The organism is Mesorhizobium sp. L103C131B0 (genome assembly GCF_000502275.1).
Classification (GTDB): domain Bacteria; phylum Pseudomonadota; class Alphaproteobacteria; order Rhizobiales; family Rhizobiaceae; genus Mesorhizobium.
On record NZ_AYXC01000003.1, the window covers coordinates 480,821 to 506,486 of the forward strand.

Genomic DNA, 25,666 nt, shown 5'->3' on the forward strand with positions numbered 1-25,666 from the left:
CTTCACCCTCCCCCTTGTGGGGAGGGTCGCTGCGCAGCAGCGGGGTGGGGGTGCGGCACCGACCCCCNACCCCCACCCGGACCTGCGGTCCGACCTCCCCACAAGGGGGAGGTAGGGGGCTGGCGCTTTTCGCGACGGCTGTGGTCTCGACAGAATAGCTCATGTCTCCACCTGGCTCGCACCAGCCCCCGCCGCCGGTTCCACCGCCGAGATCTCGTGCGTCAGCGTGTTGCGGGTGACCTTCAGCCAGGCCCGGCAGCCACCGGCGTGATACCAGTTCTCTGCCATCACGCCGGCGATGTTGTCGCGCAGATAGACATAGTCGTAGACGGCATCTTCGCCGGCATCCGCCGCCGGCCGTACAGGCTTGGCATCGCCGAGATAGCTGAACTCGCCGAGTTCGCGTTCGCCGCAGAAAGGACAGGTGATACGCATCTTGTTCCGGCCGCCTCAATGCAGGTTCGGTTGGGCGCCTTGGCCCTTTTCGTCGATCATGGCGCCGCGCTGGAAGCGGTCGAGCCGAAACAGCGCCGCCTCCTTGTGCGTTTCGTCACGCGCCAGAAGATGGGCAAAGACCAAGCCGGAACCGGGCGTCGCCTTGAAGCCGCCATAACACCAGCCGGCGTTGAGGTAGAGCCCATCGACCGGCGTCTTGTCGATGATCGGCGAGCCATCCATCGACATGTCCATGATGCCGCCCCATTGGCGCAGAAGCCGTACCCGGCCGATCATCGGGATCAGCGCCATGCCGCCTTCGCAGACATCCTCCATGACAGGCAGATTGCCGCGCTGGGCGTAGGAATTGTAGCCGTCGATGTCGCCGCCGAAGACCAGCCCGCCCTTGTCCGACTGGCTGACATAGAAATGCCCGGCGCCGAAGGTCATGACGCCGGGGATGAGCGGCTTGATCGCCTCCGAGACGAAAGCTTGCAGCACATGGCTTTCGATCGGCAGGCGCATGCCCGCCATCGCTGCGACACGCGACGATGACCCGGCGACTGCCATGCCGACCTTGCCGGCGCCGATCTTGCCGCGCGACGTCTCGACGCCAGTCACCTTGCCGTTGCCGTCCCGGACAAAGCCGGTGACCTCGCAGTTCTGGATGATGTCGACGCCGAGTTCGCTCGCCGCATGGGCATAGCCCCAGACCACCGCGTCATGCCGCGCGGTGCCGCCGCGGCGCTGCAGGAGGCCGCCCTGCACGGGAAAGCGCGCATGGTCGAAATTCAGGAACGGCAGCATCTTCTTCAGCGCCGCCTGGTCGAGCAGTTCGGCATCGATGCCATTGATGCGCATGGTGTTGCCGCGCCGCGCATAAGCGTCGCGCTGCGCATCGGAATGATAGAGGTTGAGGACGCCGCGCTGGCTGACCATCGCGTTATAGTTGAGGTCCTGCTCCATCCGCTCCCAAAGCTTCATCGAAAGCTCGTAGAAGCCGGTATTGCCGGGCAGGCCGTAATTGGAACGGATGATGGTGGTGTTGCGGCCGGCATTGCCGGAGCCGATCCAGCCCTTTTCCAGCACGGCGACGTTTCTGATGCCGAACTCGCTGGCGAGGAACCAGGCGGTGGCGAGCCCATGGCCGCCGCCGCCGATGATCACCACATCGTAGTGGTCCTTGGGCGCCGCATCGCGCCAGGTGCGCTGCCAGTTCTTGTGGCCGGACAGGGCAGCACGGGCGAGCGAGAAGAGCGAATATTTCATCAGGTCATTCCGAGGTCGCTCGCACCGCTAGAACGATTATATGTCCAGCGTGTGGTCGCGCTCCCATTGCGTGAAGTGCGAAGCATAGGAATTCCATTCCTGGTGCTTCAGCTTTAGATAAGCCGACGAGAATTCCTCACCCAGCGCCGCCTTGAGCGATTTGTCCTTGTCGTATTCGCGAAGCGCGTCGAGCAGATTGAGCGGCAGCTTCGGCGCGCCTTTCACCGTGTGGCCGTTCTGGTACATGTCGATGTCGTAGCGCTTGCCGGGATCGGCCTTGGAGCGGATACCGTCGAGACCGGCGGCAATGATGACGGCCTGCAGCAGATAAGGGTTTGCGGCGCCGTCCGGCAGCCGCAGCTCGAAGCGGCCGGGGCCGGGCACGCGCACCATGTGGGTGCGGTTGTTTCCGGTCCAGGTCACCGTGTTCGGCGCCCAGGTGGCGCCCGAAATGGTGCGCGGCGCGTTGATGCGTTTGTAGGAGTTCACCGTCGGGTTGGTGATCGCGGCCAGCGCCGAGGCATGTTTCATGATGCCGCCGAGGAAATTCTTGCCCTTGGCCGACAGGCCGAGCTCCATCGCATTGTCGGCAAAGACGTTGACCTTGCCGGCCTTGTCCCACACCGAAATATGGGCGTGGCAGCCATTGCCGGTCAGGCCCTGGAAGGGCTTAGGCATGAAGGTCGCGCGCAGGCCGTGCTTTTCCGCCACCGACTTGACCATAAACTTGAAGAACGAGTGCTTGTCGGCGGTGGCGAGCACATCGTCGAAGGCCCAGTTCATCTCGAACTGGCCGTTGGCGTCTTCATGGTCATTCTGGTAGGGGCTCCAGCCCAGCGCCAGCATGTGGTCGCAGATCTCGGCGATGACATCGTAGCGGCGCATCACTGCTTGCTGGTCGTAGCAGGGTTTTGAAGCCGTGTCGTATTTGTCGGAGATGACGCTGCCGTCCGGCGAGATCAGGAAGAACTCAGCCTCGACGCCGGTCTTGACATGCATACCGTCAGTGGCGGCTTCCGCAATCAGCCGGCGCAGCGTGTTGCGTGGCGCCTGCTCGACTTCCTTGTCGTCCATGATGCAGTTGGCGGCGACCCACGCGACATCGCGCTTCCACGGCAGCTGGATCACCGAATCCGGATCCGGCACCGCCAGCATATCAGGATGCGCCGGCGTCAGGTCGAGCCAAGTGGCGAAACCGGCGAAGCCGGCGCCGTCCTTCTGCATGTCGGCGATCGCCTGCGCCGGCACCAGCTTGGCGCGCTGGCCGCCGAACAGGTCGGTGTAGGAAATCATGAAATATTTGACGCCGTTCTCTTTGGCGAATGCGGCGAGATCGTTCCCCATTATAGCTCCTCGCTTATTTTGATGTGATTTTGTTAGAAGCCGTTTTTCCCCGGTATCCAGTTGGTGCCGGCCAGCGGCACGCCTGCCATGGCGGCGGCTTCGATGGTGAGGGCTACGAGATCCTCGGGCTCGAGATTGTGCAGGCTGTTCTTGCCGCAGGCACGCGCAATGGTCTGCGCCTCCAGCGTCATCACCTTGAGGTAGTTCGCCAGCCGCCGTCCCGCGGCGACCGGATCAACCCGCTTCATCAGTTCGGGGTCCTGCGTGGTGATGCCCGCGGGGTCGCGGCCCTCGTGCCAGTCGTCATAGGCGCCGGCGGTGGTGCCGAGTGCATTGTACTCCGCTTCCCAGCGCGGATCATTGTCGCCGAGTGCGACCAGCGCTGCCGTGCCGATCGACACCGCGTCCACGCCGAGCGCCAGCGCCTTGGCGACGTCGGCGCCGTTGCGAATGCCTCCGGAGACGATCAGCTGCACCTTACGGTGCATGCCGAGATCCTGCAGCGCCTGCACCGCCGGCCTGATGCAGGCAAGCGTCGGCTGGCCGACATTTTCGATGAATACTTCCTGGGTGGCCGCCGTGCCGCCCTGCATGCCGTCGACCACGACGACATCGGCGCCGGCCTTCACCGCAAGTGCTGTGTCATAATAGGGGCGGGCGCCGCCGACCTTGACGTAGATCGGCTTTTCCCAGTCGGTGATCTCGCGCAGTTCGAGGATCTTGATCTCGAGATCGTCCGGCCCGGTCCAGTCGGGATGGCGCGAGGCCGAGCGCTGGTCGATGCCCTTCGGCAGCGTACGCATCTCAGCGACGCGGTCGGAAATCTTTTGTCCCAGCAGCATGCCGCCACCGCCGGGCTTGGCGCCTTGGCCGACGACCACTTCGATGGCGTCGGCGCGGCGCAAATCCCTGGGGTTCATGCCGTAGCGCGACGGCAGATATTGATAGACCAGTTGCTTGGAATGGCCGCGCTCTTCCTCGGTCATGCCGCCGTCGCCCGTGGTGGTCGACGTCCCGGACAGGGTCGCGCCACGGCCGAGCGCTTCCTTGGCCGGGCCGGACAGCGAACCGAAGCTCATGCCTGCAATGGTGATCGGGATCTTCAGCTCGATCGGCTTCCTGGCGTAACGCGAGCCGAGCACGACGCTGGTGTCGCAACGTTCGCGATAGCCTTCCAGCGGGTAGCGCGAAATCGACGCGCCGAGGAACAGCAGGTCATCGAAATGCGGCAGCTTGCGCTTGGCCCCGGCGCCCCTGATGTCATAGATGCCGGTCGCCGCGGCGCGGCGGATTTCGGAAAGCGTGTAGTCGTCGAAGGTCGCGGATTTGCGCGGCGTCGTCGGCGGGTTCTTGTAGGTCATGCTGCCTCAATACGCGTCGGCGTTGTCGATATTGAAATTGTAGAGCGTGCGCGCCGAGCCGTAGCGCTTGAATTCCGACGGCTTGACGCCGGTGACGCCGGCGCGGTCGAGCAGTCCCTGCAGCAGTTCGATATGCTCGGGCCGCATCTCCTTGGCGATGCAGTCGGCGCCCAGGCTTTCGACCTTGCCGCGCACGAACAGCCGCGCTTCGTAGATGGAATCGCCAAGTGCGTCGCCGGCATCGCCCAGCACCACCAGATTGCCGGACTGCGCCATGAAGGCCGACATGTGGCCGATATTGCCGTGCACGACGATGTCGATGCCCTTCATCGAGATGCCGCAGCGCGACGAGGCGTTGCCCTCGATGACGAGCAGCCCGCCCTTGCCGGTGGCGCCGGCATACTGGCTGGCGTCGCCCTTGATGACGATCGAGCCCGACATCATGTTTTCGCCGACGCCAGGCCCGGCCGAGCCGTGCACGGTGATGGCAGCGCCGTCATTCATCCCGGCGCAGTAGTAGCCGACGCTGCCGCGCACATCGATGCTGACAGGCTGGTCGACGCCGACGGCAACCGAATGGCTGCCCTTCGGGTGCAGCACTTCCCACGCCGTTTCGTTGGAGCCGGGCGTCAGATTGTGCAGCGCCTGGTTCAGTTCACGCAGCGACGACACGTCGAGATCGAAGACCCGGGACGCCTGGTCTTGCGCCGCCTTCGAAAGTTTGGTTGCCGGCATGAGCTCAATGCTCCCAGAAATAGACGGTTGCGGGTTCCGGTTCCCAGACCCTCGCATTGTCTATGCCGGGCAGTTTGGTCAGCGCCCGATATTCCGAGCCGAAGGCGACATACTGATCGGTCTCGGCCATGACGGCGGGCTTGCAGGCGATCGGATCGCGCACCACGCCGAAACCGTTCTTGGTGCCGACGACGAAGGTGAAGAAGCCGTCGAGGTCGGACAGCGTGCCTTCCAGCGCCTCGCCGAGGTTCTTGCCATGCGCCATCTGCGACGAGAGATAGGCGGCGGCGACCTCGGTGTCGTTCTCGGTCTCGAATTTCATGCCCTCCCGCACCAGCTCACGCCGCATATTATTGTGGTTGGACAGTGAGCCATTGTGCACCAGGCACTGGTCGGCGCCGGTCGAGAACGGATGCGCGCCCATCGTTGTGACGGCCGATTCCGTCGCCATGCGGGTATGGCCGATGCCATGCGTGCCGGTCATCGAGCGGACGTCGAAGCGGTCGACGACCGCTTCCGGCAGACCGACTTCCTTGTAGATTTCCACCGCTTCGCCGGCGCCCATGATGCGCACGTCGGGGCGGATTGACTGCAGCGCTTCGCGCGCGGCATCGACCTTGTCGGGCGCGGTTCTCAACACTGCATGGGTGGACTTCACCGCTATGCTCACCGGCGCGCCGATGGCCTTCGCGAGTTCGGCGTCGAGGCCGCGGAAATCGCGCTCGGGTTTCGCGGACTGGATGGTGATCTTGGCTTCATTCCTGGAAGGCGCGCCATAGATGGCGATGCCGGCGCTGTCGGGGCCGCGATCGCTGAGCGATATCAGCATCTGCGACAGCATCGAGCCGAGCTGCGGCTCAAGCGACTTGTCTTTCAGAAAAAGTCCGACGATTCCACACATGTCAGCCTCCCGACGTTACCACTAGACGATGATGTATCGAATGCGTCGTGCGAATTCAATCGTATGAAAAAAATATTCCTGTAGTTACGTATCCGGCTCGATGCGGCCTTGTGAACTATCGCCGCCGTCGCGGGCGCTGTGAATCCATGTGGCGGTGCGGATGCGGGCTATTCTGTAGGCATCGAGGATCGACAGCGCATAGATCAGGAAGCCGCCGGCGTGGCGGCCGACGAAGCTGGCATCGGCCGGCGCGATCTTGGCCGTCACCCAGGCGAGGATCACCATGAAGAACAGGAACTGCAGGCCGCGCACGGGCACGCCCAGAATGACGTGGCCGCTGGCCGGTAAGACGATGGCAGCGCCGAGCACCAGATACGGGTTTGTCGGTGCGGGTGCGCTCATGCGACCTGCCTTTCCTGTCGGTTGATGGCATCGCGCAGCACTGAGGCCGAGGTCAGCAGTCTCTCGACCAGCGTTGGATCCAGCCTTGCGCCGCCGAATGCGGCCTGCCGGAACACGCCGTAGCGCGCCCGCTCGGCCTCGGCCAGCAGCCAGACGATGCGCACGCCGTTCGGGGTGATCAAGAGTTCCTTGGCGCGGCCTTCGGCAAAGATGTCGAGATGGCTGGCGATCAGGTTCTGCGGAAAGCGCGCCGCCCTGAGGTCGGTTCGCAGCACGGCTTCAGCCGGAAATCCCGGAGCCTTCGGCAGCGTATGCTGAAGATGATCGAAATTGGAGAAGGTCGTCGGCGAGCCCGGCCGCATCATCATGTCGAAGGTCGCCGGCACCGCAACCGGCTCTGTGATCGTGACACTCAACCATCGCGCCGGCAGCTTTCGCGTTGCCAGCGTGTCGACGATGGTGCGCAGCTGCACGCGCTGTCCGTTCCATGTGCCGGCCCAGGTGACAACGCCGGCTGTGCCATCGGAGACATCAACGGCATCTGTGATGACGGCCTGGATGCTGGCTGCCTCGGCTGCAAGATCAGCCTTGGCCTTTTTGCGGCTGGCGCGCGTATGCCAGGCGAGGTGCAGGACGAGAGCCACGGCGACCGCCCCGGCCAGCAATGCTGTCGTCACGTCAGACACCTCGTCACGCCATGCCCGCCCAGACCGGCAGGCCCTCTCCTGTCAATAGCCCTGCGGCTTCGGCCACGGCATGGTGAACTGGTCGCCGCGGCGCACATAGCGGTAACGGTAGAAGTGGAACCACAGCGAGATCAGGAAGTAGAAGGCGACCATGGCGATCAGCTGCGTGCCGTAGCCGAGGAAGATCGCAAAGAAGGTCACCACGCAGAGGCAAAACAGCACGATCGCCGGGATCGGGTGGAACGGGTGCGTATAGCCGCGGCGGATCGTGCCCAGCGGCCACTTTTTGCGGAACATCATGATGTTTATGCTCATGAAGGTGTATTGCAGCACGCCCGACAGGATTGAGAAGGTGATCGCCTGGTTGAGGTCGGCGATGAAGGCGAAGGCGAGCGCGATCGGCAACAGGAACAGGATCGAGCGATAGGGCGTGCGGTATTTCGGGTGCACGGCCGAGAACCATGTCGGCAGATAGCGGTCGCGTCCAAGCGAGAACCACGCGCGGGCCGCATCGTTGATACAGCCATTGGCCGACGCCAGTGCCGCGAGCAGCGTGGCGACGAACAACAGGTTTTCCAGCAGCGGGCTGCCGGTCAGCTTGCCGGCGTCCCACAAGGGATAATAGGTGATACCGAGGTACTCCCAGGGCATCAGCGAGGCGCAGACATACCAGGTCATGGCGGCGGCGATCAAAAGCGTGATCATGCCGGCCATGGTGCCGTAAGGCAGCGAACGCGCCGGCGAGCGCACTTCCTCGGCGGCCTGCGTGGTGCCTTCGATGCCGAGATAGTACCAGATGCCGAACTGGAAGGCCGCGATGACGCCGATCCAGCCATAGGGCAGCGCATTGCCGGGGGTGACCAGTTCGTTGAGCTTCAGCACAGCACCCTGCGTCCAGGGGCTGACCGAGAAGAACAGGATAACGATCGAGACATAGGCTATCGCCGTGATGACGAAGTTGACGTTGAGCGTCATCAGCACGCCGCGATAGTTCAGCCATGCCAGCACGACGATGGTGGCGGCAATGAAGGAGTTGTGGGTGAGCCCTTCGACGCCGGCCTTGGCGACGATGGTGTCGCCGAGCAGGATGGCGTCCGAAACCTCCAGCATGGTGTAGGCAAAGACCAGGAACAGCGCGACGTTGAAGGCCATCAGCGGCCCGACAATGTGCTTGGCCTGCGCGTATTGGCCGCCGGCGGCGGCAACCGTCGATGTCACCTCGGAGTCGATCATGGCGACCGAAGTATACAAGAGCCCGACCACCCAGCAGACGATCAGCGCCGCCAGTGCGCCGCCCTTGTCGGCCGAGAAATTCCAGCCGGTGAATTCGCCGACCAGCACGATGCCGACGCCAAGCGCCCAGACATGGGCCGGGCCGAGCACGCGTAGCAGTGAAACCCTGTCGCCGTGTATTGCCGGTTCAAGCGTGATCGTCATTGTTCAATCCCCACTCAGATCCGGTGTTTTTCGGAAGCGGCTTCAAGCTCGCCTTCGCGCGAGGAAGTCAGCACCTCCTCGGAATAGGTCGTGTCGATCTTGAACCAGTCGTAGAGCATCCACAGCGCAAGCACGACCGAGATGCCCCACGATGCGTAAGAGAGTGCGACCCACATGAGCGTGCTTCCCCAAAATCTCTGGCGTTACTTGTCGTCGAACTTTTCGTTGATGACGTCGCGATATTCGCGGTCGGAGGCGCGGAACAGGAAGACGAAATAGCCGATCAGCACCGCCGCCATGATGATCAGCGTCGGCCAGTCGATGATGTAGTGGAAGCGGTTCTGGATGATGTCGTGCGCGGTCTCCGGCGTATAGCCGAGCTTTTCCCAGATCGAGGCCATGGTCGGGTTCTGTCCCAACGCTTCCCAGGTTTTGGCATCGAGCGCGTCGATGGATTTCGCCGCACCCGCCAGGCCGAGTTTCAATGGCAGCCACAGCGCCACGAAAATGGCGACCACGACGACCACGATATCGAAAATCTGCCCGGCCTTGCCTTGTTCCGGCGGCGTGTAGCGCGACATGACTTCTACCCCTCAGGACGTTCTGTTTTCAGGACTTGCGGTTGCGGGCCGCGTCGGCGTTCTTGATGTCGAGACCGTAGATGAAGTCCTTGTCTTCCTTGTAGTGATTGACCATCGCCAGGATGGCGGCCGTATTGAAGATCAGCACGGCGGCGGCAGCGATAGCGACGACGATCTTGATCCCGGTGTCCGGGATGTAGGGCCATGTCATGACAAGCACGAAGAGGATCGTCGCCCAAAGGCAGATGATCAGGAGCGCGGATCCGCGCAGGTCGGAACGGTACAGCGCTTCGATGCGCTGCTGCAGGTCTGACATCGGTTTCCCCTTTTCCAGCGCCCGACCCCGAATTGGCCGCCCGCTGCCCTCTTTCAACAGAGTGAAATTTTTTTCATAAATTCGGGCCGAATCCAGCAATTGTCAAGCCGATTTTACGTTGGGTTAACCGTTTGTCCCCAGTCGCGAATTTTGCCTGACAATGAAATTATTTGCTTCCGGGTATTGCGACATCAGGACGTTTGCGATCAATATTCGACCAAATGCTCCCGCCTCGCGCAGGGAGCCGGGAACACAATAGAATTTTCGAACGGAGGATTTGCGGATGACGGCATCCTGGAGATTTTCGACCCTGGCGGATCGCCATCGCGCGTTAGGCTCGAAGCTCGAAGACTGGAGCGGCATGGGCACCGCCTGGACCTACGACAAGGACGCCGACGAGGAATACACCGCCATCCGCACCAGGGCCGGGCTGATGGATGTGTCGGGCCTGAAGAAGGTTCACATCACCGGGCCGCACGCCTCACACCTCATCGACCTGGCAACGACGCGCGACGTGGAGAAGATCTATCCCGGCAAGTCGGCCTATGCCTGCATGCTGAACGAGGCCGGCAAATTCACCGACGACTGCATCCTCTACCGCACCGGGCCGAACGCCTGGATGGTGGTGCACGGCTCCGGCACCGGCCATGAGGAATTGCAGCGCGCTTCCGTCGGCCGCGACGTATCGCTGCGCTTCGACGACAATCTGCACGATCTGTCGCTGCAGGGGCCGACCGCGGTCGACTATCTCTCAAAGCATGTGCCTGGCATTCGCGACCTCAACTATTTCCATCATATGCAGACGCAGCTGTTCGGCTTTCCCGTCATGATCTCGCGCACCGGCTATACCGGCGAGCGCGGCTACGAGATATTCTGCCGCGGTCAGGACGCCGGCACGATCTGGGACAGGATTCTCGACGAGGGCAAGAGCGCCGGCATCATTCCCTGCCGCTTCACCACGCTCGATATGCTGCGCGTCGAGAGTTATTTGCTGTTCTATCCCTATGACAACTCGCAGAAATATCCGTTCGAGAACGAAGGCCCCGGCGACACGCTGTGGGAGCTCGGCCTCGACTTCACCGTCAGCCCCGGCAAGACCGGCTTTCGTGGCGCCGAAGAGCATTACCGCCTCAAGGGCAAGGAGCGCTTCAAGATCTACGGCGTTCTGCTCGACGGCAAGGAACCGGCCGACGAAGGCGCACCGGTCTATCACGACGGCAAACAGGTCGGCGTGGTGACCTGCGCTATGTATTCGCCGCTGGTCGAGAAATCGATGGGCATCGCCCGCCTCGACGTCGACTGCGCGGTCAAGGACACCAGGCTCGAGATCCGCAACAAGAGCGGTTCGATCAGGGCGACGGCGCAGCCTCTGCCCTTCGACGATCCCAAAAAGACCAAGCGCACGGCGAAAGGCTGAGGCACAATCGACAGCGAGGGGTTTCGAGGTACGAAGTAGAGAATGGCAGCCAAAACGATCATCAGCCGGCCCATTTACGGAACCCTGTCCCCGCAGCCCGGCAAGCATCATCTTTTCGTGGCGGATGCGGAAGGCGCGCTGGCGATCGTCGATATGGCAAGGACGGCGCCCCCCGGCTTCTTCGACGGCGCCGAAATCGTCTTCATTCCCGGGGCCGACGGCAAGCACGTTGCCGCTCTTGAGGCACTGAAGTCCGCGCAATTTCATGTCGCGCCAACCTTCGCCAGCCTGCTGCCCCGGCTGAAGCAGACGCTTGCCAACGCGCATATGGGCCTGCGCCTCTATCTCGCCGGCACCGAAGGGCTGATCGGCCAGGCCATGCAGGTGGCGCTCGAAGCCGGCATCGATCATACCTCCATGCAGACCGAGCATCGCGGCTCATTGGCGCGGCGCATGCAGTGCGTGCATTGCAAAGGCATCACCGAAAATGTGACGACGCAGCCGGCCACCTGCGCGCATTGCGGCCTGCTGCTTCTGGTGCGCGATCATTATTCGCGACGGCTGGCAGCATTCCAGGGCGTCTGCATAAATGCCGAGGATCGCTCGGAGATTCCTCCCATCGAGGAGGTCTTCCCATGAGCACCGGCACCACCAAGCTCGATGTCGTCGTCAGCGACGTCGTCCCGGTCAACGAACTGGTGACGCGCTTCCATTTCCGCCGCCGTGACGGTGAGCTTTTGCCGACCTTTTCCGGCGGCGCCCATGTCGTGGTCGAGATGCGCGATGGCGACCGCACAAGGCTCAATCCCTATTCGCTGATGGGATCGCCGCTCCACACCCGCGAATACACCATCTCGGTGCGCCGCGACGATGTCGGCCGCGGCGGCTCGTTGTTCATGCACCGGAGCGTCAAGCCCGGCCTGGAGATGGTGGTCAGCTACCCCGTCAATCTGTTCTCGCTCGACCTCAGGGCAAAGAAGCATCTGATGCTTGCCGGCGGCATCGGTATCACGCCGTTCATGGCGCAGACCGCGCAGCTCGCCGGGTCCGGCGGCAATTTCGAGCTGCACTACACCTGCCGCACCGCCTCGCTCGGCACCTATGCCGATGTGCTGCAGGAGCGCTATGGCCGTCGCGTCCGGCTCTATCACGACGACCGCGACGAGCGCATCGAACTCGACCGTCTCTTGTCCTCGCAGCCGCTCGGCACCCATCTCTATGTCTGCGGCCCGGCCGGCATGATCAACTGGGTGCGCGAGCGCGCTGCGGCTCTCGGCTGGCCGGCGGAGACCGTGCACTACGAGCATTTCGCGGCACCCCAGCCCGGCCTGCCGTTCGACGTCACACTTGCCGTTAGCGGCAAGACCATCCGCGTCGGCGAGCAGCAGAGTCTGCTCGAAGCGATCGAGGCCGCCGGCGTCGATCCGCCCTATCTCTGCCGCGGCGGTGTCTGCGGCCAGTGCGAGACCAACGTCGTCTCGTATGACGGCAAGTTCATCCACAACGACCACTGGCTCAGCGAGGAAGACCATCGTTCCGGCTGCAAGATCATGCCGTGCGTGTCGCGCTTCGAAGGCAAGTCGCTGGTCCTGGAAAGATAGGAGGCCAGCTTGGGCATCACCTTTCGCAAGGAAACGTTTCGCGACGATTTCACCTTCAGGAACAGCCCGGAACACATCAGGCGGTTTCCGTTCCCGTTCCACGAAGACGCCTACATGTATGCGGTCAACATCGAGCCGCATGTGGTTGGCCCCAAGGGCAGCGTTCTGGAAAACCTGATCGACGTCGACGAGCACTATGTCGCCGAGATGCAGGACCGTGCACTGGTGCTGGCCGACGATCCGCTGCGCTGCCAGTCGCTGCCGCATATGACGCTGGCCGGCTGGGACCTGCTCGAACTTTTGATGGAGCAACAGGCACTTGGCTATCCCGAGCATTTCACCCTGACCCGCGACGGCGACCGCTGGCGCTGGATCAACCGGCCGCTCGGCATCGACGACACCTTCACCTTCGGCGACACCTCGACACTGCCTTACGGGCCGATGGAGTACATCACCCGCCAGAGCCAGGGTGATTTCTGCATTCTCGATCAGCGCGACGGCAATCTTTGGATGGACGCCGGCATGGTCACCACTCAGGCCGACTGGTCGCTCGATTTCGACATCGGCATGAATTTCTTCGAATGGCACGCGCCGGTGCCGCTGGCGCATGAGAAGGGGATTTTCGTCAGGGCGCTGAAGTTCCTCACCAACATCCAGCAGGGCAAGCCGGCGCGGCGTCTCAACTGGACGATGACCATCAACCCGCGCCTCGACACCAGTCCGGAGAATTACCACAAATGGGGCCCGGACCGCGCGACGGTGACGCCCGAAAATGTCGGCGACAAGGTGCATCTGCGCGTCGAACTGCAAAGCTTCTGGCGCCTGCCGCGCTCGAACGGCATCGTCTTCCCGATCCGCTGCTATCTGATCAAGATGGACGAACTGGTGACACAGCCGAAATGGGCAAGGCGACTGCACCGGGTGATCCGGGATTTGCCGGAAGAGCTGGCCACCTACAAGGGCCTGACGCGGTATCGGCCGACATTGGTGGAATGGCTGTCGAAGCTGGATGATGGCAGTGCGACGTCACCGGGGTTCGGGCCGGACTAAAGGCCCCCTCATCCGGCCGCTGCGCGGCCACCTTCTCCCCGAGCGGAGAAGAGATCGCCAGCGCTGACGCCAGACTCCTCTCCCCTCGGGGCAATCCGGGTGAGCGGGCTGCGGCGGTCCGACTACCCCGCGCTCTGCGGATAGCAAATAATCGACAGATACCGCATCGGAAGTTTCGTCAGTTGCTCCGGCCCGTGCGGCGCGTCGGCGTCGAAGAACAGGCTGTCGCCCGGCTTCATCGGATAGAGGTTGCTGCCGTGCCGGTACACCACCTCGCCCTCCAGCATATAGAGGAATTCCATGCCCTCATGCTGGAAGGTCGGGAACACATCCGAATCCTCGGTCAGCGTAATCAGATAGGGCTCGACGACGACGCCGCTGGTGTTGGAGCCGATATGGCCGAGCAGATTGTATTGATGGCCGGCGCGGGTGCCGCGGCGTTCGACATCTAGCCCTTCGCCGGCCTTGACGAAGACGGCGCTGCGCTCTTCCTCGAATCGGCGGAAGAAGGCGGTGACGGGAACGCCGAGCGCCCTCGACAGCGCCTGCAGTGTGGTCAGCGACGGCGAGGTGATGCCGTTCTCGATCTTCGACAGCATGCCCAGCGAAATATCGGTGGCGACGGCGAGATCGGCGACGGTGATGCCGAGCTTCTTGCGGAAGGCGCGCACCTCGCGCCCGATCGCCACCTCCAGCACTTTTTCGCGCGTGTCGCGAATGGCGTGCGGATTCTGCGTCAGCGGCGCGCGGATGGTTTTTCCGTCCACGGAGGCCTTTGCCGGTGGCTTTGCCCTTGTCGAAGCAGTCTTGGAATCGGAACTTGTCTTCGCCATCTCGCCTCCGAATCCCCATGATTATTTCACTCCAGGTGAACATATTCGGTGCCGATACAGAAACGCAACCGCGCAGCAAGCCCCTTAAGTCGAATGGTGTCCGAACAGGATTTACGCCGTCATCCGTTTTTCCGGAAATCCGCTGGGGCGAAACGCGGTTTCTCCACAAGGCCTGTTGACAGCATCCAAGAGGCAATTACTGTCCTGTGAGTGAAATTTGTTTCGTAAGAGCAATTCCAAAAATCGAATGACACCGGGAGGCCTGCCATGAAAACGCGCGTTGCCGTCATTGGAGCGGGGCCATCCGGTCTGGCCCAGCTCAGGGCCTTCAAGTCGGCTGCCGACAAGGGCGCCGAGATCCCCGAAATCGTCTGCTTCGAAAAGCAGTCGGACTGGGGCGGCCTGTGGAACTACACCTGGCGCACCGGCCTCGACGAGCATGGCGACCCCGTCCACGGCTCGATGTACCGCTACCTCTGGTCGAACGGACCGAAGGAATGCCTGGAATTCGCCGACTATACGTTCGAGGAGCATTTCGGCCGCCCGATCGGATCCTACCCGCCGCGCGCCGTTTTGTGGGATTACATCAAGGGTCGCGTCGAGAAATCAGGCCTGCGCAAATGGGTGCGCTTCAACAGCCCGGTGCGCATGGTCACCTTCTCGGACGAGAGCAGGAAATTCACTGTCACCGCGCATGACCGCACCAACGACGTCACCTACTCCGAAGAGTTCGACAATGTCGTCGTCGCTTCCGGGCATTTCTCGGTTCCCAACGTTCCCTATTTCGAAGGCTTTTCGACCTTCAACGGCCGTATCCTGCACAGCCATGATTTTCGCGACGCCATGGAGTTCAAGGGCAAGGACATACTGATCATCGGCCGCTCCTATTCTGCCGAGGACATCGGCTCGCAATGCTACAAATACGGCGCCAGATCGATCACCTCCAGCTACCGCTCCAAGCCGATGGGGTTCAAATGGCCGGAGAACTGGAAGGAAGTGCCGCTGCTGCAGAAGGTCGTCGGCAAGACGGCGCACTTCAAGGACGGCACCACAAAAGATGTCGACGCCATCATCCTGTGCACCGGCTATCTGCATTCCTTCCCGTTCCTCACGGAAGAGCTGAAGCTGAAGACCGCCAACCGCATGTGGCCGGACGGGCTCTATGAGGGCGTCGTGTGGGAGAAGAACCCGAAACTGTCCTATATCGGCATGCAGGACCAGTTCTACACTTTCAACATGTTCGACGCCCAGGCCTGGTTCGCCCGTGACGTCATCATGGGCCGCATCAAGCTGCCGTCGGGACAGGCGATGGCCGAGCACGGCGCCAAGTGGCGGGCACGCGAAGAGACGCTGGAAGACGCCGAGCAGATGATCTGGTTCCAGGGCGACTACACCAAGGAACTGATGGACCAGACCGACTATCCCGGCTTCGACGTCGAGGCGGTCAACCAGACCTTCATGGAATGGGAGCACCACAAGGCGGAAGACATTATGAGCTTTCGCGACCACGCCTACCGCTCGCTGATGACCGGCACCATGGCGCCATTGCACCATACGCCCTGGCTGCAGGCGCTGGACGACTCGATGGAAAGCTATCTCCAGGTGAAGGGCGTGGCGGCGGAATAGGTCGGCGTGATGCAAAACAATGCGCCGGCACCGGCCCAGTTTCAATTCAGAGGGTAGTCGGGAGCCGCATCGGTCTCCGTCACCTTGACCCACACCAATTCGCTATAATAGGCACCCTCCGGGCCGGTGCCGTACATAGACAGCCTGTCAGCCATCAGCAGATGTGTCATGTCGTTGAGTGCCCGGCCGGTCGGCTCCTCGGGCCAGGCGAAGACGCCGTCGGTTTTGGCGCCGAACCTCACATCGGTGCATCCGAAATCGATCTCGACCTTCCACGACAGCAACGGCCTGATATCGCTGAGCGGCGGGCGCGGCGGATCGGGCTGCTCGAAGTGATGGTCGACCGAGACTCTCGTCGGCACTGCCGGCGTGATGCCTTTGGCTTTGAAGGAGGCGATGGCGTCGTCGCCAAATCGTGCGAGCAGGCCAGCGTGCCATAACCGGTAGGTCGCGCGGAAAAAGCCGCTGACCCGGATAGATTTGCCATCGTTGTTGAAGACGTTCACAGCGGCGTAGAAACGGCGCAGTCGTGGCGCCAGCGCCCGCCAGTCGCATTCGGCCGGTGTCCCCGGCGTCGCGATGAAATCGTCAAGCAGATCGCTGCCGCGCACATTGGCGTTCAGCACCGTGCAATCCTCACCATGGATATGCCAGTGCCGCCGGAGCTCGGCTGCTGCGATGCCGGGCTTGCGCAGCTCTTCCACCGAGGCGCGAACCCGAGCAATCGCGTAGGACGTAGCCGCATCCAACGTCTCAAACCCCGAAACCACATGCTCGCCGGTCATGGCCATGTCGAAGACGACGACAGTAAAAGGCGGTTCGCGCTGATCGGGCATTCGGCAGCAAGCTCAGGCTGGTCGAGGATGAAGCAGCTTTCCGCGCGAAAATGCGTCAAAGTCAAGAGCTGGAGCGCGGCCTGCCATTTCCAGAAGAGGCGAACTCCAGAAGAGGCGAAACCGTTCTATCCGAGCCGTGCTTGAGCTTTCGCGGCTCAGGGGTCGAAGACCGACCGCGATGATGTCGATGGCATGCTATTACCAGCCCCCGAAAATGCCGCGACCCTGGACCGTGCGATGAACACTTCCTGGCCGAGATCGCGTGTGCCGGCCACGGGGCAGGTGATGATCATCACTTCAATCCAGCGGATAGTCGGGAGGCGCCTCCGTCTCGGTCACTTTGGCGGTTAGTATCTCGCAGTCATTGGCCCAGTCGGGGCCATCGCCGCGCATGGCCATCATGTCGGCCATCAGCAGGAACTGCATGGTTCTGAGCGCCCAGTCGGTCGGCTCTTGCGGCCAGGCGAAGATTCCGGCGGCGTCGCCACCGAACTTCACGTCGTGGCAGACAAAACCGACCTCGACCTTCCAGGATCGCAGCGTCAAGCCTGGCGGCGGGTAGGGCGGGTCGGGAAGCTCGAAGTAATTGGCGACCATGAGCTTCGTCGGCTCCGCCGGCTCGATCCCCTTGGCTTTGAAGGCGGCAATGGCGTCGTCGCCAAAGCGCTCGAGGAGGCCGTCTCGCGTCAGCCTGTAGATCGAGCGAAAGAAGCCGCCCGCCCAGACGGATTCGTTGTTGCCGTTGGAGATCAGCAGCGAGGCGCGGAAGCGGCGCAGCCTGGGCGCCAGCGCCTGCCAGTTGCACTCGGCTGGCGTCGCCGGCGTCGCAATGAAATCGTCGAGTAGATCGCTGCCGCGCACTCCGGCGTTCAGCACCGAACAGTCTTCGCCATAGAGCTGCCAGAGCTGGCGAAGCTCAGCAGTGGCGATGCCGGGCTTGCGCAACTCCTCCACCGAGGCGCGAACCCGCGCAATGGCGTAGGACGTCGCCGCCTCCAGCGTCTCAAACCCCGAAACTACGTGCTCCCCGTCCGGCTCGCCGGTCTTGGCCATGTCGAAGACGAGTACGGCAAAAGGCGGTTCGCCGGGATTGGACATTCAACAATTATCCTAGTCTTGCCCGCGCCTTCGCCGTCCAGGCATTGAACAGCCGGTCTGCGACGATGCCGATGAAAGCGATGGCGAGACCCGCGACAATGCCGCGTCCGGAATCGGCCTTGGACAGCGCGATGAAGACTTCCTGGCCGAGGTCGCGTGTGCCGACCATGGCGCAGATGATGATCATCGCCAGCGCCATCAGGATCGTCTGGTTGACGCCCAGCATGATTTCGGGAAGCGCCAGTGGCAATTGTACCCGAAAGAAGGTCTGGCGCGGCGTGCAGCCGGAAACCTTCGCCGCCTCGATCAGCGCCGGTGGCACTTGCCGGATGCCGTGATTGGTGTAGCGGATCGCCGGCACCACGGCGAAGGCGACCGTGGCGATCATGGCGGTGACGTCGCCGACCCGGAACAGCATCACCACAGGAATGATGAAGCAGAAGGACGGCAGCACCTGCAGCGTGTCGATGATGGGCGTGACGATCTTTTCGAAGCGGTCGCTGCGCGCGGCCATCAGGCCAATCGGGATGCCGATCAGGCAAGCGATGAAGGCCGAGATGCCGCAGAGATAAACCGTCGCCATGGTCTTTTCCCACAGGCCGGTGACGGCGCAGAAGGCGGTCAGCGCGGCGACGAAGGCGGCGAGACGCAGGCCACCGAACTGGTAGCCGGCGAGGCCGAGCAGGGCCACCGCGCCGAGCCACGGAAAGCCTTCGCAGAAGGCGCGCAGCGGGTTCAGTACATTGAGGATGAGCGCCACGCGAAACGCTTCGATCACGTCGAAGAAGTTGATCGTCACCCAGCTCACCGCCGCCTTCCACAGTGGCGCAGTGGTGAAGGTGATCGCCTTCGGCACCGCCGCGAAGGCCGGTACGAACAGGCCGAGCAGCGTCGTCACGACCAGGATGGCGATGGCCTGCGACAGATTGGGATAGCGCCGCCAAACGCTCTGGTTCGCCTGCCGTTGAACGTGGCCTTTTGCCTGCTTATGCGCGATCGCCTGGCTGAGCCGGTCGAGCGCGATGGCGAGCGCCACAATGGCGAGCCCGGCTTCCATCGCTTCGCCGACCTTCAGCGCACGCAGCGCCAGCAGCACGTCGTAGCCGAGGCCGCCGGCGCCGATCATCGAGGCGATGATCACCATGTTCAGCGCCAGCATGATCACCTGGTTGACGCCGATCATCAGTGTCGGCCGCGCCGACGGCAGCAGCACGCGCCACAATTTCTGCCGCGCCGTGCAGCCGGCCATCTCTGAGAAATCGTCGATCTCTGACGGCACCCGCGACAGGCCGAGCATCGTCGCCCGCACCATCGGCGGCGTGGCGAAGATGGCGGTGGCGATCATCGCCGAGACCGGGCTGTTGCCGAACAGGAGCAGCATCGGGATGAGATAGGCGAAGGTCGGGATGGTCTGCATCAAATCGAGGGCAGGTGAGATGATCAGCCGCTCGGCCCATGGCTTGCGCCACGCCCAGATGCCGGCGAACAGGCCGGTGACGATGCAGAACGGCACCGCGATGGAAATCAGTGCCAGTGTCAGCATGGCGCTGGTCCATTGGCCGAACAGCGCGGTGTAGAGGAAGCAGCCGCCGACCAGCATGCCGAGTTTTCTACCGCCCACGGCGTGCCCGGCGATGAAGGCGGCTACGCAGACGCCGATCCAGGACAGGCGCGGCAGGAAATAGGAATCGGCGCCGTGACCAATCTTGAAATTCTTGGCCAGCAGGTCGAGCGCGAAATCGAGGGGAACGCCGAGCACCGCGGTGATCGAGCGGGTCAGCCAGGACAAGTTCGGCTTGATCCAGCGCATCAGCGCACTGACCCAGTCGGCGACGGGAACGACCGCATCGGCCGGATAGTTGACGGCCCAGGGCAGTCTGTCCTGCAGCAGAAACACCACCAGCACGGCGGCCAGCGCCAGCGCCCAGACCAGCAGCCAGCGCTGAACCGGTGGCCTCGTTTGGCTGGCGCTTGCCGTCACCGTCATGCGCCGGCTCTCGTATGCTCGATACCGGCCAGCAACTCGATCACCGATTGCGGCGTCACCTCGCCGATCGGCCTGCCGCTGCCGTTGACCACGGCGAAGGGCTTACCCGACGCGACAATGCTGGCCGAGAAGCTGGCGATCTTGGCGTCGGGCAAAACCGTGCCGCCGTGCTCGGCGCCATCGCAGGCACGCATCAGGCTGCGCGCCGAAATCACCTTGGCGCGGTCGACATCGCGGGTGAATTCGGCGACATAGTCGGTCGCCGGGTTGACAACCAGCTGTTCCGGCGTGCCGGTCTGGATGACCTCTCCATCCTTCATGATGGCGATGCGGTCGGCAAGCCTTATCGCCTCGTCGAAATCATGGGTGATGAAGACGATGGTCTTGTGCAGCATGGTCTGCAGCCGCATCAGTTCGTCCTGCATCTCGCGGCGGATCAGCGGGTCGAGCGCCGAGAACGGCTCGTCGAGGAACCAGATCTCCGGCTTGGTCGCGAGGCTGCGGGCAATGCCGACGCGCTGCTGCTGGCCGCCGGAGAGTTCGCGCGGATAGAAATGCTCGCGGCCGCGTAAGCCCACGAGATCGATCACCTCCCGCGCTCTCGTTTCGCGCGTCGGTCGGTCCTGGCCCTGGATGCTCAGGGGAAAGGCAATGTTGTCGAGCACGTTAAGATGCGGCAGCAGCGCAAAATTCTGGAACACCATACCCATGCGATGACGCCGCAGTTCGATCAGCGCCGCATCGGAAATCTTGAGCAGGTCGTTGCCTTCGAATTCGACCTTGCCGTGGGTCGGCTCGACCAGCCGCGACATGCAGCGCACCAGCGTCGACTTGCCGGAGCCGGACAGCCCCATGATGATGAAGATCTCGCCCTGGCGTATTTCGAGATCGACGGCGCGCACCGCACCCACCAGTCCGGCGGCAGCGACATCGTCGATGCTGGCCTTGCCGTTACGCTCGCGGATGAAGCTGGCCGCGTTCGATCCGAACAGTTTCCAGACATTACGGCAGGCAAGCTTTATCGGCCGCGCATCCTCCGGCGTGCCAGCCGCCTGCGGTTCAGTCGCTTCCGTCATCCAATGGTCCTTCTGGAAAATGGAGATAAGACCCGGCCGCCAGGGCCGGGTCTGGCTTCCAGTCAGGCGATCACTGCGCCCAGGCTTTCCAGTCGGCTTCATGAGCGGCGATCCAGGCGGCCGCGACGTCTTCCGGCGTCTTGCCGCCGAGGTCGATCTCGCCGCTCATCTTGTTGAGCTCATCGGTGTCGATCGTGTAGGCCTTGGCCACCTTGTAGGCGACCGGCCATTTGTCCTTCATGCCGGACCAGGAGTATTTCCAGATCTCGCCATGCGGCTTGCCGCAATCGTATTTGGCACCCGGGTTGGTGCCCCATTTCGGATCGGTGTAGCATTCGGGCGTATACTCCGGGAATTCAACCCACTCGCCCTTGTACTTGGCCGGCGCCCAGTGCGGCGAATAGATCCACAGCATGATCGGCGCCTTGCGCTGATAGGCCGAGTCCAGTTCGGCGAACATCGCCGCGTCGGTGCCGGCATGGATGACGGTGAAGGGCAGCTTCAGCGCCTCGACGCGCTCGTCGTCAAAACCCTCCCAGGTTACCGGGCCGCCGAGATAGCGGCCCTTCGGCGCCGTCTCCGCCGTCGAGAACGCCTCGGCGCATTTCGGGTCCTTCAGCGCTTCCCAATTGGGCAGGCCGGGGCATTTCTCCTTCATATATTCGGGAAACCACCATTCCTCCTTGGCCTTCGGCCCGAGCTTGCCCAGCCGCTCGGTCTGGCCGGTGGCGTCTGAAGCCTTCATCGCCTCGCCGGCCGTCGTGTCCCAGAACTCCAGGCCGACATCGAGGTCGCCATTGGTGAGACCGGTGGTCAGGCTGGAGAGGTAGTCGGCGGTCGGATATTCGACGGTATAGCCGAGCTTTTCGAGGATACCGCCAAGGATCTTGGCGTTGAGGTTGACGCTGGTCCAGTCGAACAGCGCGATCTTGATCGGGTCGTTGGATTCAGGTGCTGCTGCGTGGACCGGTGATGTAAGCGCACTTGCGGCGGCAAGCGCCAAGGCTCCCATTGATAGGTTCGAAATCACACTGCGAAATGACATGCTTGTTCTCCTGTCAAACCATGTGGAAATTTCTTGATCGTTCCCTTCTTGCGTCTTTTCTTGATTGTGTTGGAAAGGCGGGTCGTTACGCAAGCTCGTTCGCACCAAGCCAGTGCCGCGGCCGCAACTTGCGCAGGCGAAATGGTTGCTCGACTTGGTGTTTATGTGATGCCGGGCGGGCCCGCGTCATGGCATCGGATGGATTGCTGCGTGAGCAATCGTCAACAGATCGATCGCCGCTCCAGCGGCGCTCTCAGACGTGCGAGCCATCAAGGTCCCATGGTCTCGGCCGGCGAGCCCCATCCCCGCCAAGGCCGTTTCATGAGATGAAATTATATATACCAACGTTCATGCGGCGCAACGGCTGATGCCCTGTGCACTGCGGAATTTCAGACTGGTCGATTGCCAACCGCCAGAGCTGACGTTCACGACATGATCAGGCCGCCATCCACATTGATGGTTTGGCCGGTGATGTAGGTGGCGTCGTCGCTGGCGAGAAAGCTGACCAGGCCGGACACGTCCTCGCCGCTGCCGGCGCGTCCCATCGGGATGTTCTTCACCCATTCGGCCATCAGCTCGCCGGGCTTGTAGTCACCCATCAGCTTGCCCCACGCTGCGTCATTATAGGCCCACATGTCGGTGTCGATAATGCCGGGGCAAATCGCGTTGACGGTGATCTTTTCCTTGGCTACTTCCTTGGCCAGGCTCTGGGTGATGCCGACGACGCCGAACTTCGACGCCGCATAGTGCGGCGTGTAGATGAAACCCTGCCGCGCCTGGCCCGACGCCGTGTTGATCAGCCGGCCGCCATCGCCATGCTTGCGGATGCGGGCGATCGCTTCCTGACAGCACAGGAACACGCCCTTGGTGTTGACCGCCATCACCTTGTCCCACTCGGCCTCGGTCATCGCCTCGATGCGGGCGATGGTGATGACGCCGGCATTCTGCACCGAAATGTCGACGCGGCCGAATTCCTTCTCGGCGAGGTCGTACAGCGCGGTGACCTCATCCTTCCTGGTAACGTCCATGCGCATCGACGCGACCTTGGCGCCCGCGGCTTTCAGGCTGGCGGCGACGTCCTCGACGCGGGTATCGATGGCGCTGACCACGACCGCGGCACCTTCTTCGGCAAAGCGCTTCGCCATCGCCGCACCGATGCCGCCGCTCGCGCCGGTGATGACCGCAGTCTTGCCTTCAAAACGCTTCTGCACTTTTCTTCTCCTACCAGCAGACAAAGCCGCCATCGACGATCAGGTCGATGCCGGTGACGTAACTCGCGGCGCGGCTGGCCAGGAACACGGTCGGGCCGACCATTTCTTCCGGCGTCGCCATGCGCCCCATGGGCGTGTCGCGTTCGAAGATCTTGATCTGTTCGGCGACCTCCGGCCGCTTGTTCATCGGCGTCAGCGTGTAGCCTGGGCTCACCACATTGACGCGCAGGCCGCGATCGGCCCATTCCATTGCGAGGCTTTTCGACATGTGGATGACCGCCGCCTTCGACGAATTGTAATGCGCCTGGGTCAGGCCGCGATTGACGATCGAGCCCGACATCGAGGCGATGTTGATGATCGAGCCCTTGCGCCGCGTCAGCATGGCGCGCGCCTCGGCCTGGCAGGACAGGAACACGCCGCTGACATTCACGTCGTAGATATTCTGCCATTTTTCCAGCGGCAGCGTCTCGGCCGGCTCGGCCCCGGCGATGCCGGCATTGTTGACGGCGATGGTCAACGCGCCGAGTTCGTTCTCGGTGCGCTCGATCGCTGACGCGAGATCGGCCTCCGACGTCACCGTTCCGGTCAGCACCAGCGCCTTGCGGCCAAGTGCCGAAATCTTGTGCGCCGTCTCGTCCAGCCCGCCCTTGGAGGTGTGGCCGAAACAGGCTATGTCGGCGCCGGCTTCGGCGAGCCCGATGGCAATGGCCTGGCCAATGCCGCTGCCGGCGCCTGTTACCAGCGCTACGTCGCCGCTGAGATCGAATAGTTTCATGTTGTTCCCCCTCCTGAAATGAAGGGGCGCCAGTTTTTGCTGGCGCCCCGCGCGGTCCGGTCCTTGGGAGGATACCACCTGCTGCGCTTTGTTCCGACTCCTGTCCTCAGCTCGTGGCGAGTTCCATCACCGCGACATTGCTCGCCTCGCTGCGGTCGAGAATGCCGCGCTGGCGGCCGCGGCTCAGCACCAGCACCCGGTGCGACAGCCCCAGCACCTCCTCGAGGTCGGAGCTGACCACCACCACCGCCATACCGGAGCGGGCGAGGTCGGCGATGACGTCGTAGATCGCTGCGCGCGCACCGACATCGATGCCGCGCGTCGGCTCATCGAGGATGAACACCTTCGGCGGTCGCGACACCCATTTGGCGATGATCACCTTCTGCTGGTTGCCGCCGGAAAGCTTGCTGACCGCCTGGCCAGGTTTGCCCTTGACCCCGAGCCTTGCGATGCCGGCTTCGGCGAATTTCTGCACCGCTTTCGGAAACACCCAGCCTTTCGGCGCGACATGGTCGAAATTGCCGAACGCCAAATTCTCGCCGATGGTCTGGTCGAGCACGACGCCTTGCGCCTTGCGGTCTTCCGGCACCAGCACGACGCCGGCCTTGATGGCTGCCGCCGGCCCGCTGAGATGCACCGGTTTGCCGGCAACGCGCACCGAGCCCGACGAGATCGGATCGGCGCCGGCGATCGCCCGCACCAGTTCGGTGCGGCCGGCGCCGATCAGCCCGGCAATGCCGAGGATCTCGCCTGCTTTGACCGAGAAGGAGACGTTGTTGAAACTCTTCTCCGGCGAAGACAGGTTGTCGACCTCGAGCAGTGTTTCCTCGCGCGGCGGCGTCAAGTGCGGGAACATCCGCTCGACCGAGCGGCCGACCATCTGCTCCACCACGGTGCGCACGGGAATATCGGCGCGCTCGTGGCGGGCGACGATGCGTCCGTCGCGCATCACCACCACGCGGTCGGCAATCTGCGCGATCTCGTCGAGACGATGGCTGATATAGATGAAGGACATGCCTTCCGCCTTGAGCTTGCGGATCTGCTGGAACAAAAGCTCCGTTTCCTCGCCGCCGAGCGCTGCGGTCGGTTCGTCGAAGATCAGCAATTCGGCATTCAGCGTCAGGGCCTTGGCGATCTCGACCTGCTGCTGGGCGGCGATGCGCAGCGTGCCCACATTGCGCTCGGGCGAGACGTCGAGGCCAAGCCGCTTCAACTGCGCCGAGGCCCTGGCGTTCATCTCGGCGCGGTCGATGCGGCCGCCGCGCATCGGCAGGCGCCCGACATAGACGTTCTCCGCCACCGACAGATCCGGCAGCAGCTTCAGTTCCTGGTGGATCATGCCGACGCCGGCATCGATTGCCGCGGCAGGCGAGGCGGGGGAATAGGGCTTCCCCCGCCAGATGATGGTGCCCGCGTCGGGCCGGGTCGAGCCGGCGATGATGTTGGACACCGTCGACTTGCCGGCGCCGTTTTCGCCGAGCAGCGCCACGACCTCGCCCGGCCGCACCTCAAAGCTTGCATCGGCCAGGACCTGGACCGGTCCGTAGCTCTTGCAAAGGCCGTTGACGAAGAGCCCGTTGTGCGGGCTTTCGCTGTGGCGAGGATCAGGAGACATCGTGGTGCTCTCTTAAGCGGTGCCGTTCG

At 62.9% G+C, this 25,666-nt stretch carries 26 protein-coding genes; 5 read left to right on the forward strand and 21 right to left on the reverse strand.

From position 1 onward, the window contains the following. Positions 1-159 precede the first annotated feature (159 nt). The 12 genes from X730_RS155400 to X730_RS155345 all read right to left on the reverse strand — a co-directional run bounded on the left by X730_RS155400 (position 160) and on the right by X730_RS155345 (position 9,467). Positions 160-435 (reverse strand): sarcosine oxidase subunit delta, encoded by a 276-nt coding sequence (locus tag X730_RS155400; RefSeq protein WP_023716143.1) that lies wholly within the window; start codon positions 433-435, stop codon positions 160-162. Positions 436-450: 15 nt separating this feature from the next. Then, positions 451-1,704 carry a sarcosine oxidase subunit beta family protein gene (locus tag X730_RS155395; RefSeq protein WP_023740642.1) on the reverse strand — a complete coding sequence of 418 codons (1,254 nt, stop codon included), beginning with the start codon at positions 1,702-1,704 and terminating at the stop codon, positions 451-453. 36 nt (positions 1,705-1,740) lie between these two features. Beyond that, a complete protein-coding gene (glnT, locus tag X730_RS155390) occupies positions 1,741-3,048 on the reverse strand; it encodes a type III glutamate--ammonia ligase (protein ID WP_023696631.1) in 1,308 nt (435 codons plus the stop codon). A gap of 32 nt (positions 3,049-3,080) precedes the next feature. Next, a complete protein-coding gene (locus tag X730_RS155385; RefSeq protein ID WP_023696630.1) occupies positions 3,081-4,409 on the reverse strand; it encodes an FMN-binding glutamate synthase family protein in 1,329 nt (442 codons plus the stop codon). 6 nt (positions 4,410-4,415) lie between these two features. Further along, the gene (locus X730_RS155380; RefSeq protein WP_023668551.1) at positions 4,416-5,144 is read right to left on the reverse strand and encodes a GXGXG domain-containing protein; all 729 of its coding nucleotides are present in this window, start codon (positions 5,142-5,144) and stop codon (positions 4,416-4,418) included. A gap of 4 nt (positions 5,145-5,148) precedes the next feature. Next, on the reverse strand, positions 5,149-6,045 hold the full coding sequence (locus X730_RS155375; protein WP_023687062.1) for a glutamine amidotransferase family protein: 897 nt from the start codon (positions 6,043-6,045) through the stop codon (positions 5,149-5,151). An 84-nt stretch (positions 6,046-6,129) separates the two neighbouring features. Further along, positions 6,130-6,447 (reverse strand): hypothetical protein, encoded by a 318-nt coding sequence (locus X730_RS155370; RefSeq protein ID WP_023668549.1) that lies wholly within the window; start codon positions 6,445-6,447, stop codon positions 6,130-6,132. Next, the gene (locus X730_RS155365; protein WP_023825989.1) at positions 6,444-7,133 is read right to left on the reverse strand and encodes a hypothetical protein; all 690 of its coding nucleotides are present in this window, start codon (positions 7,131-7,133) and stop codon (positions 6,444-6,446) included. Before X730_RS155365 ends, X730_RS155370 begins: the two co-directional genes overlap by 4 nt. Before the next feature lie 42 nt (positions 7,134-7,175). Continuing rightward, on the reverse strand, positions 7,176-8,570 hold the full coding sequence (locus tag X730_RS155360) for an APC family permease (RefSeq protein WP_023668547.1): 1,395 nt from the start codon (positions 8,568-8,570) through the stop codon (positions 7,176-7,178). Positions 8,571-8,584: 14 nt separating this feature from the next. After that, positions 8,585-8,746, reverse strand: coding sequence for a hypothetical protein (locus X730_RS1000000165980; RefSeq protein ID WP_023668546.1), 162 nt, complete (start codon positions 8,744-8,746; stop codon positions 8,585-8,587). A 27-nt stretch (positions 8,747-8,773) separates the two neighbouring features. Next, entirely contained in the window at positions 8,774-9,151 is a 378-nt protein-coding gene (locus tag X730_RS155350) for a hypothetical protein (RefSeq protein WP_023668545.1), read from the reverse strand. 28 nt (positions 9,152-9,179) lie between these two features. Then, the gene (locus X730_RS155345) at positions 9,180-9,467 is read right to left on the reverse strand and encodes a hypothetical protein (RefSeq protein WP_023668544.1); all 288 of its coding nucleotides are present in this window, start codon (positions 9,465-9,467) and stop codon (positions 9,180-9,182) included. 283 nt (positions 9,468-9,750) lie between these two features. Here X730_RS155345 and X730_RS155340 point away from each other — a divergent pair, with 283 nt between their 5' ends. The 4 genes from X730_RS155340 to X730_RS155325 are packed head-to-tail and all read left to right on the forward strand — an operon-like array spanning position 9,751 to position 13,535. Beyond that, the gene (locus X730_RS155340; protein WP_023825990.1) at positions 9,751-10,884 is read left to right on the forward strand and encodes an aminomethyltransferase family protein; all 1,134 of its coding nucleotides are present in this window, start codon (positions 9,751-9,753) and stop codon (positions 10,882-10,884) included. A gap of 42 nt (positions 10,885-10,926) precedes the next feature. After that, the gene (locus X730_RS155335; protein ID WP_023668542.1) at positions 10,927-11,523 is read left to right on the forward strand and encodes a dimethylamine monooxygenase subunit DmmA family protein; all 597 of its coding nucleotides are present in this window, start codon (positions 10,927-10,929) and stop codon (positions 11,521-11,523) included. Beyond that, positions 11,520-12,485 (forward strand): PDR/VanB family oxidoreductase, encoded by a 966-nt coding sequence (locus tag X730_RS155330; RefSeq protein WP_023825991.1) that lies wholly within the window; start codon positions 11,520-11,522, stop codon positions 12,483-12,485. Before X730_RS155335 ends, X730_RS155330 begins: the two co-directional genes overlap by 4 nt. Positions 12,486-12,494: 9 nt before the next feature. Continuing rightward, positions 12,495-13,535: a DUF3445 domain-containing protein gene (locus X730_RS155325; protein ID WP_023687065.1), complete on the forward strand. Its 1,041-nt coding sequence runs from the start codon at positions 12,495-12,497 to the stop codon at positions 13,533-13,535. A 122-nt stretch (positions 13,536-13,657) separates the two neighbouring features. Here the strand turns inward: X730_RS155325 and X730_RS155320 are convergent, their stop codons facing one another. After that, complete coding sequence (locus tag X730_RS155320) at positions 13,658-14,368, reverse strand: XRE family transcriptional regulator (protein WP_023687066.1); 711 nt, start codon at positions 14,366-14,368, stop codon at positions 13,658-13,660. 267 nt (positions 14,369-14,635) lie between these two features. On the opposite strand from X730_RS155320, the gene X730_RS155315 reads away from it, so the two are divergent. After that, positions 14,636-15,994: an NAD(P)/FAD-dependent oxidoreductase gene (locus tag X730_RS155315; RefSeq protein ID WP_023709929.1), complete on the forward strand. Its 1,359-nt coding sequence runs from the start codon at positions 14,636-14,638 to the stop codon at positions 15,992-15,994. Positions 15,995-16,035: 41 nt separating this feature from the next. Here X730_RS155315 and X730_RS1000000165230 read toward each other — a convergent pair whose 3' ends face one another. From X730_RS1000000165230 to X730_RS155285, 8 genes are all read right to left on the reverse strand, one after another. Then, on the reverse strand, positions 16,036-16,830 hold the full coding sequence (locus tag X730_RS1000000165230; RefSeq protein WP_023825992.1) for a hypothetical protein: 795 nt from the start codon (positions 16,828-16,830) through the stop codon (positions 16,036-16,038). A gap of 297 nt (positions 16,831-17,127) precedes the next feature. After that, a complete protein-coding gene (locus X730_RS1000000165235; protein WP_023825993.1) occupies positions 17,128-17,928 on the reverse strand; it encodes a hypothetical protein in 801 nt (266 codons plus the stop codon). Positions 17,929-17,935: 7 nt separating this feature from the next. Then, the gene (locus X730_RS155310) at positions 17,936-19,915 is read right to left on the reverse strand and encodes an ABC transporter permease subunit (protein ID WP_023825994.1); all 1,980 of its coding nucleotides are present in this window, start codon (positions 19,913-19,915) and stop codon (positions 17,936-17,938) included. Next, a complete protein-coding gene (locus X730_RS155305) occupies positions 19,912-20,991 on the reverse strand; it encodes a glycine betaine/L-proline ABC transporter ATP-binding protein (RefSeq protein ID WP_023825995.1) in 1,080 nt (359 codons plus the stop codon). The genes X730_RS155310 and X730_RS155305 overlap by 4 nt, the downstream gene beginning before the upstream one ends. A gap of 70 nt (positions 20,992-21,061) precedes the next feature. After that, positions 21,062-22,036, reverse strand: coding sequence for an ABC transporter substrate-binding protein (locus X730_RS155300; protein ID WP_023825996.1), 975 nt, complete (start codon positions 22,034-22,036; stop codon positions 21,062-21,064). Positions 22,037-22,461: 425 nt separating this feature from the next. Then, a complete protein-coding gene (locus tag X730_RS155295; RefSeq protein WP_023752580.1) occupies positions 22,462-23,247 on the reverse strand; it encodes a glucose 1-dehydrogenase in 786 nt (261 codons plus the stop codon). 10 nt (positions 23,248-23,257) lie between these two features. Continuing rightward, positions 23,258-24,022 carry an SDR family oxidoreductase gene (locus X730_RS155290; protein WP_023752581.1) on the reverse strand — a complete coding sequence of 255 codons (765 nt, stop codon included), beginning with the start codon at positions 24,020-24,022 and terminating at the stop codon, positions 23,258-23,260. Between the two features lie 106 nt (positions 24,023-24,128). Continuing rightward, the gene (locus tag X730_RS155285; RefSeq protein ID WP_023752582.1) at positions 24,129-25,637 is read right to left on the reverse strand and encodes a sugar ABC transporter ATP-binding protein; all 1,509 of its coding nucleotides are present in this window, start codon (positions 25,635-25,637) and stop codon (positions 24,129-24,131) included. Positions 25,638-25,666 lie beyond the last annotated feature (29 nt).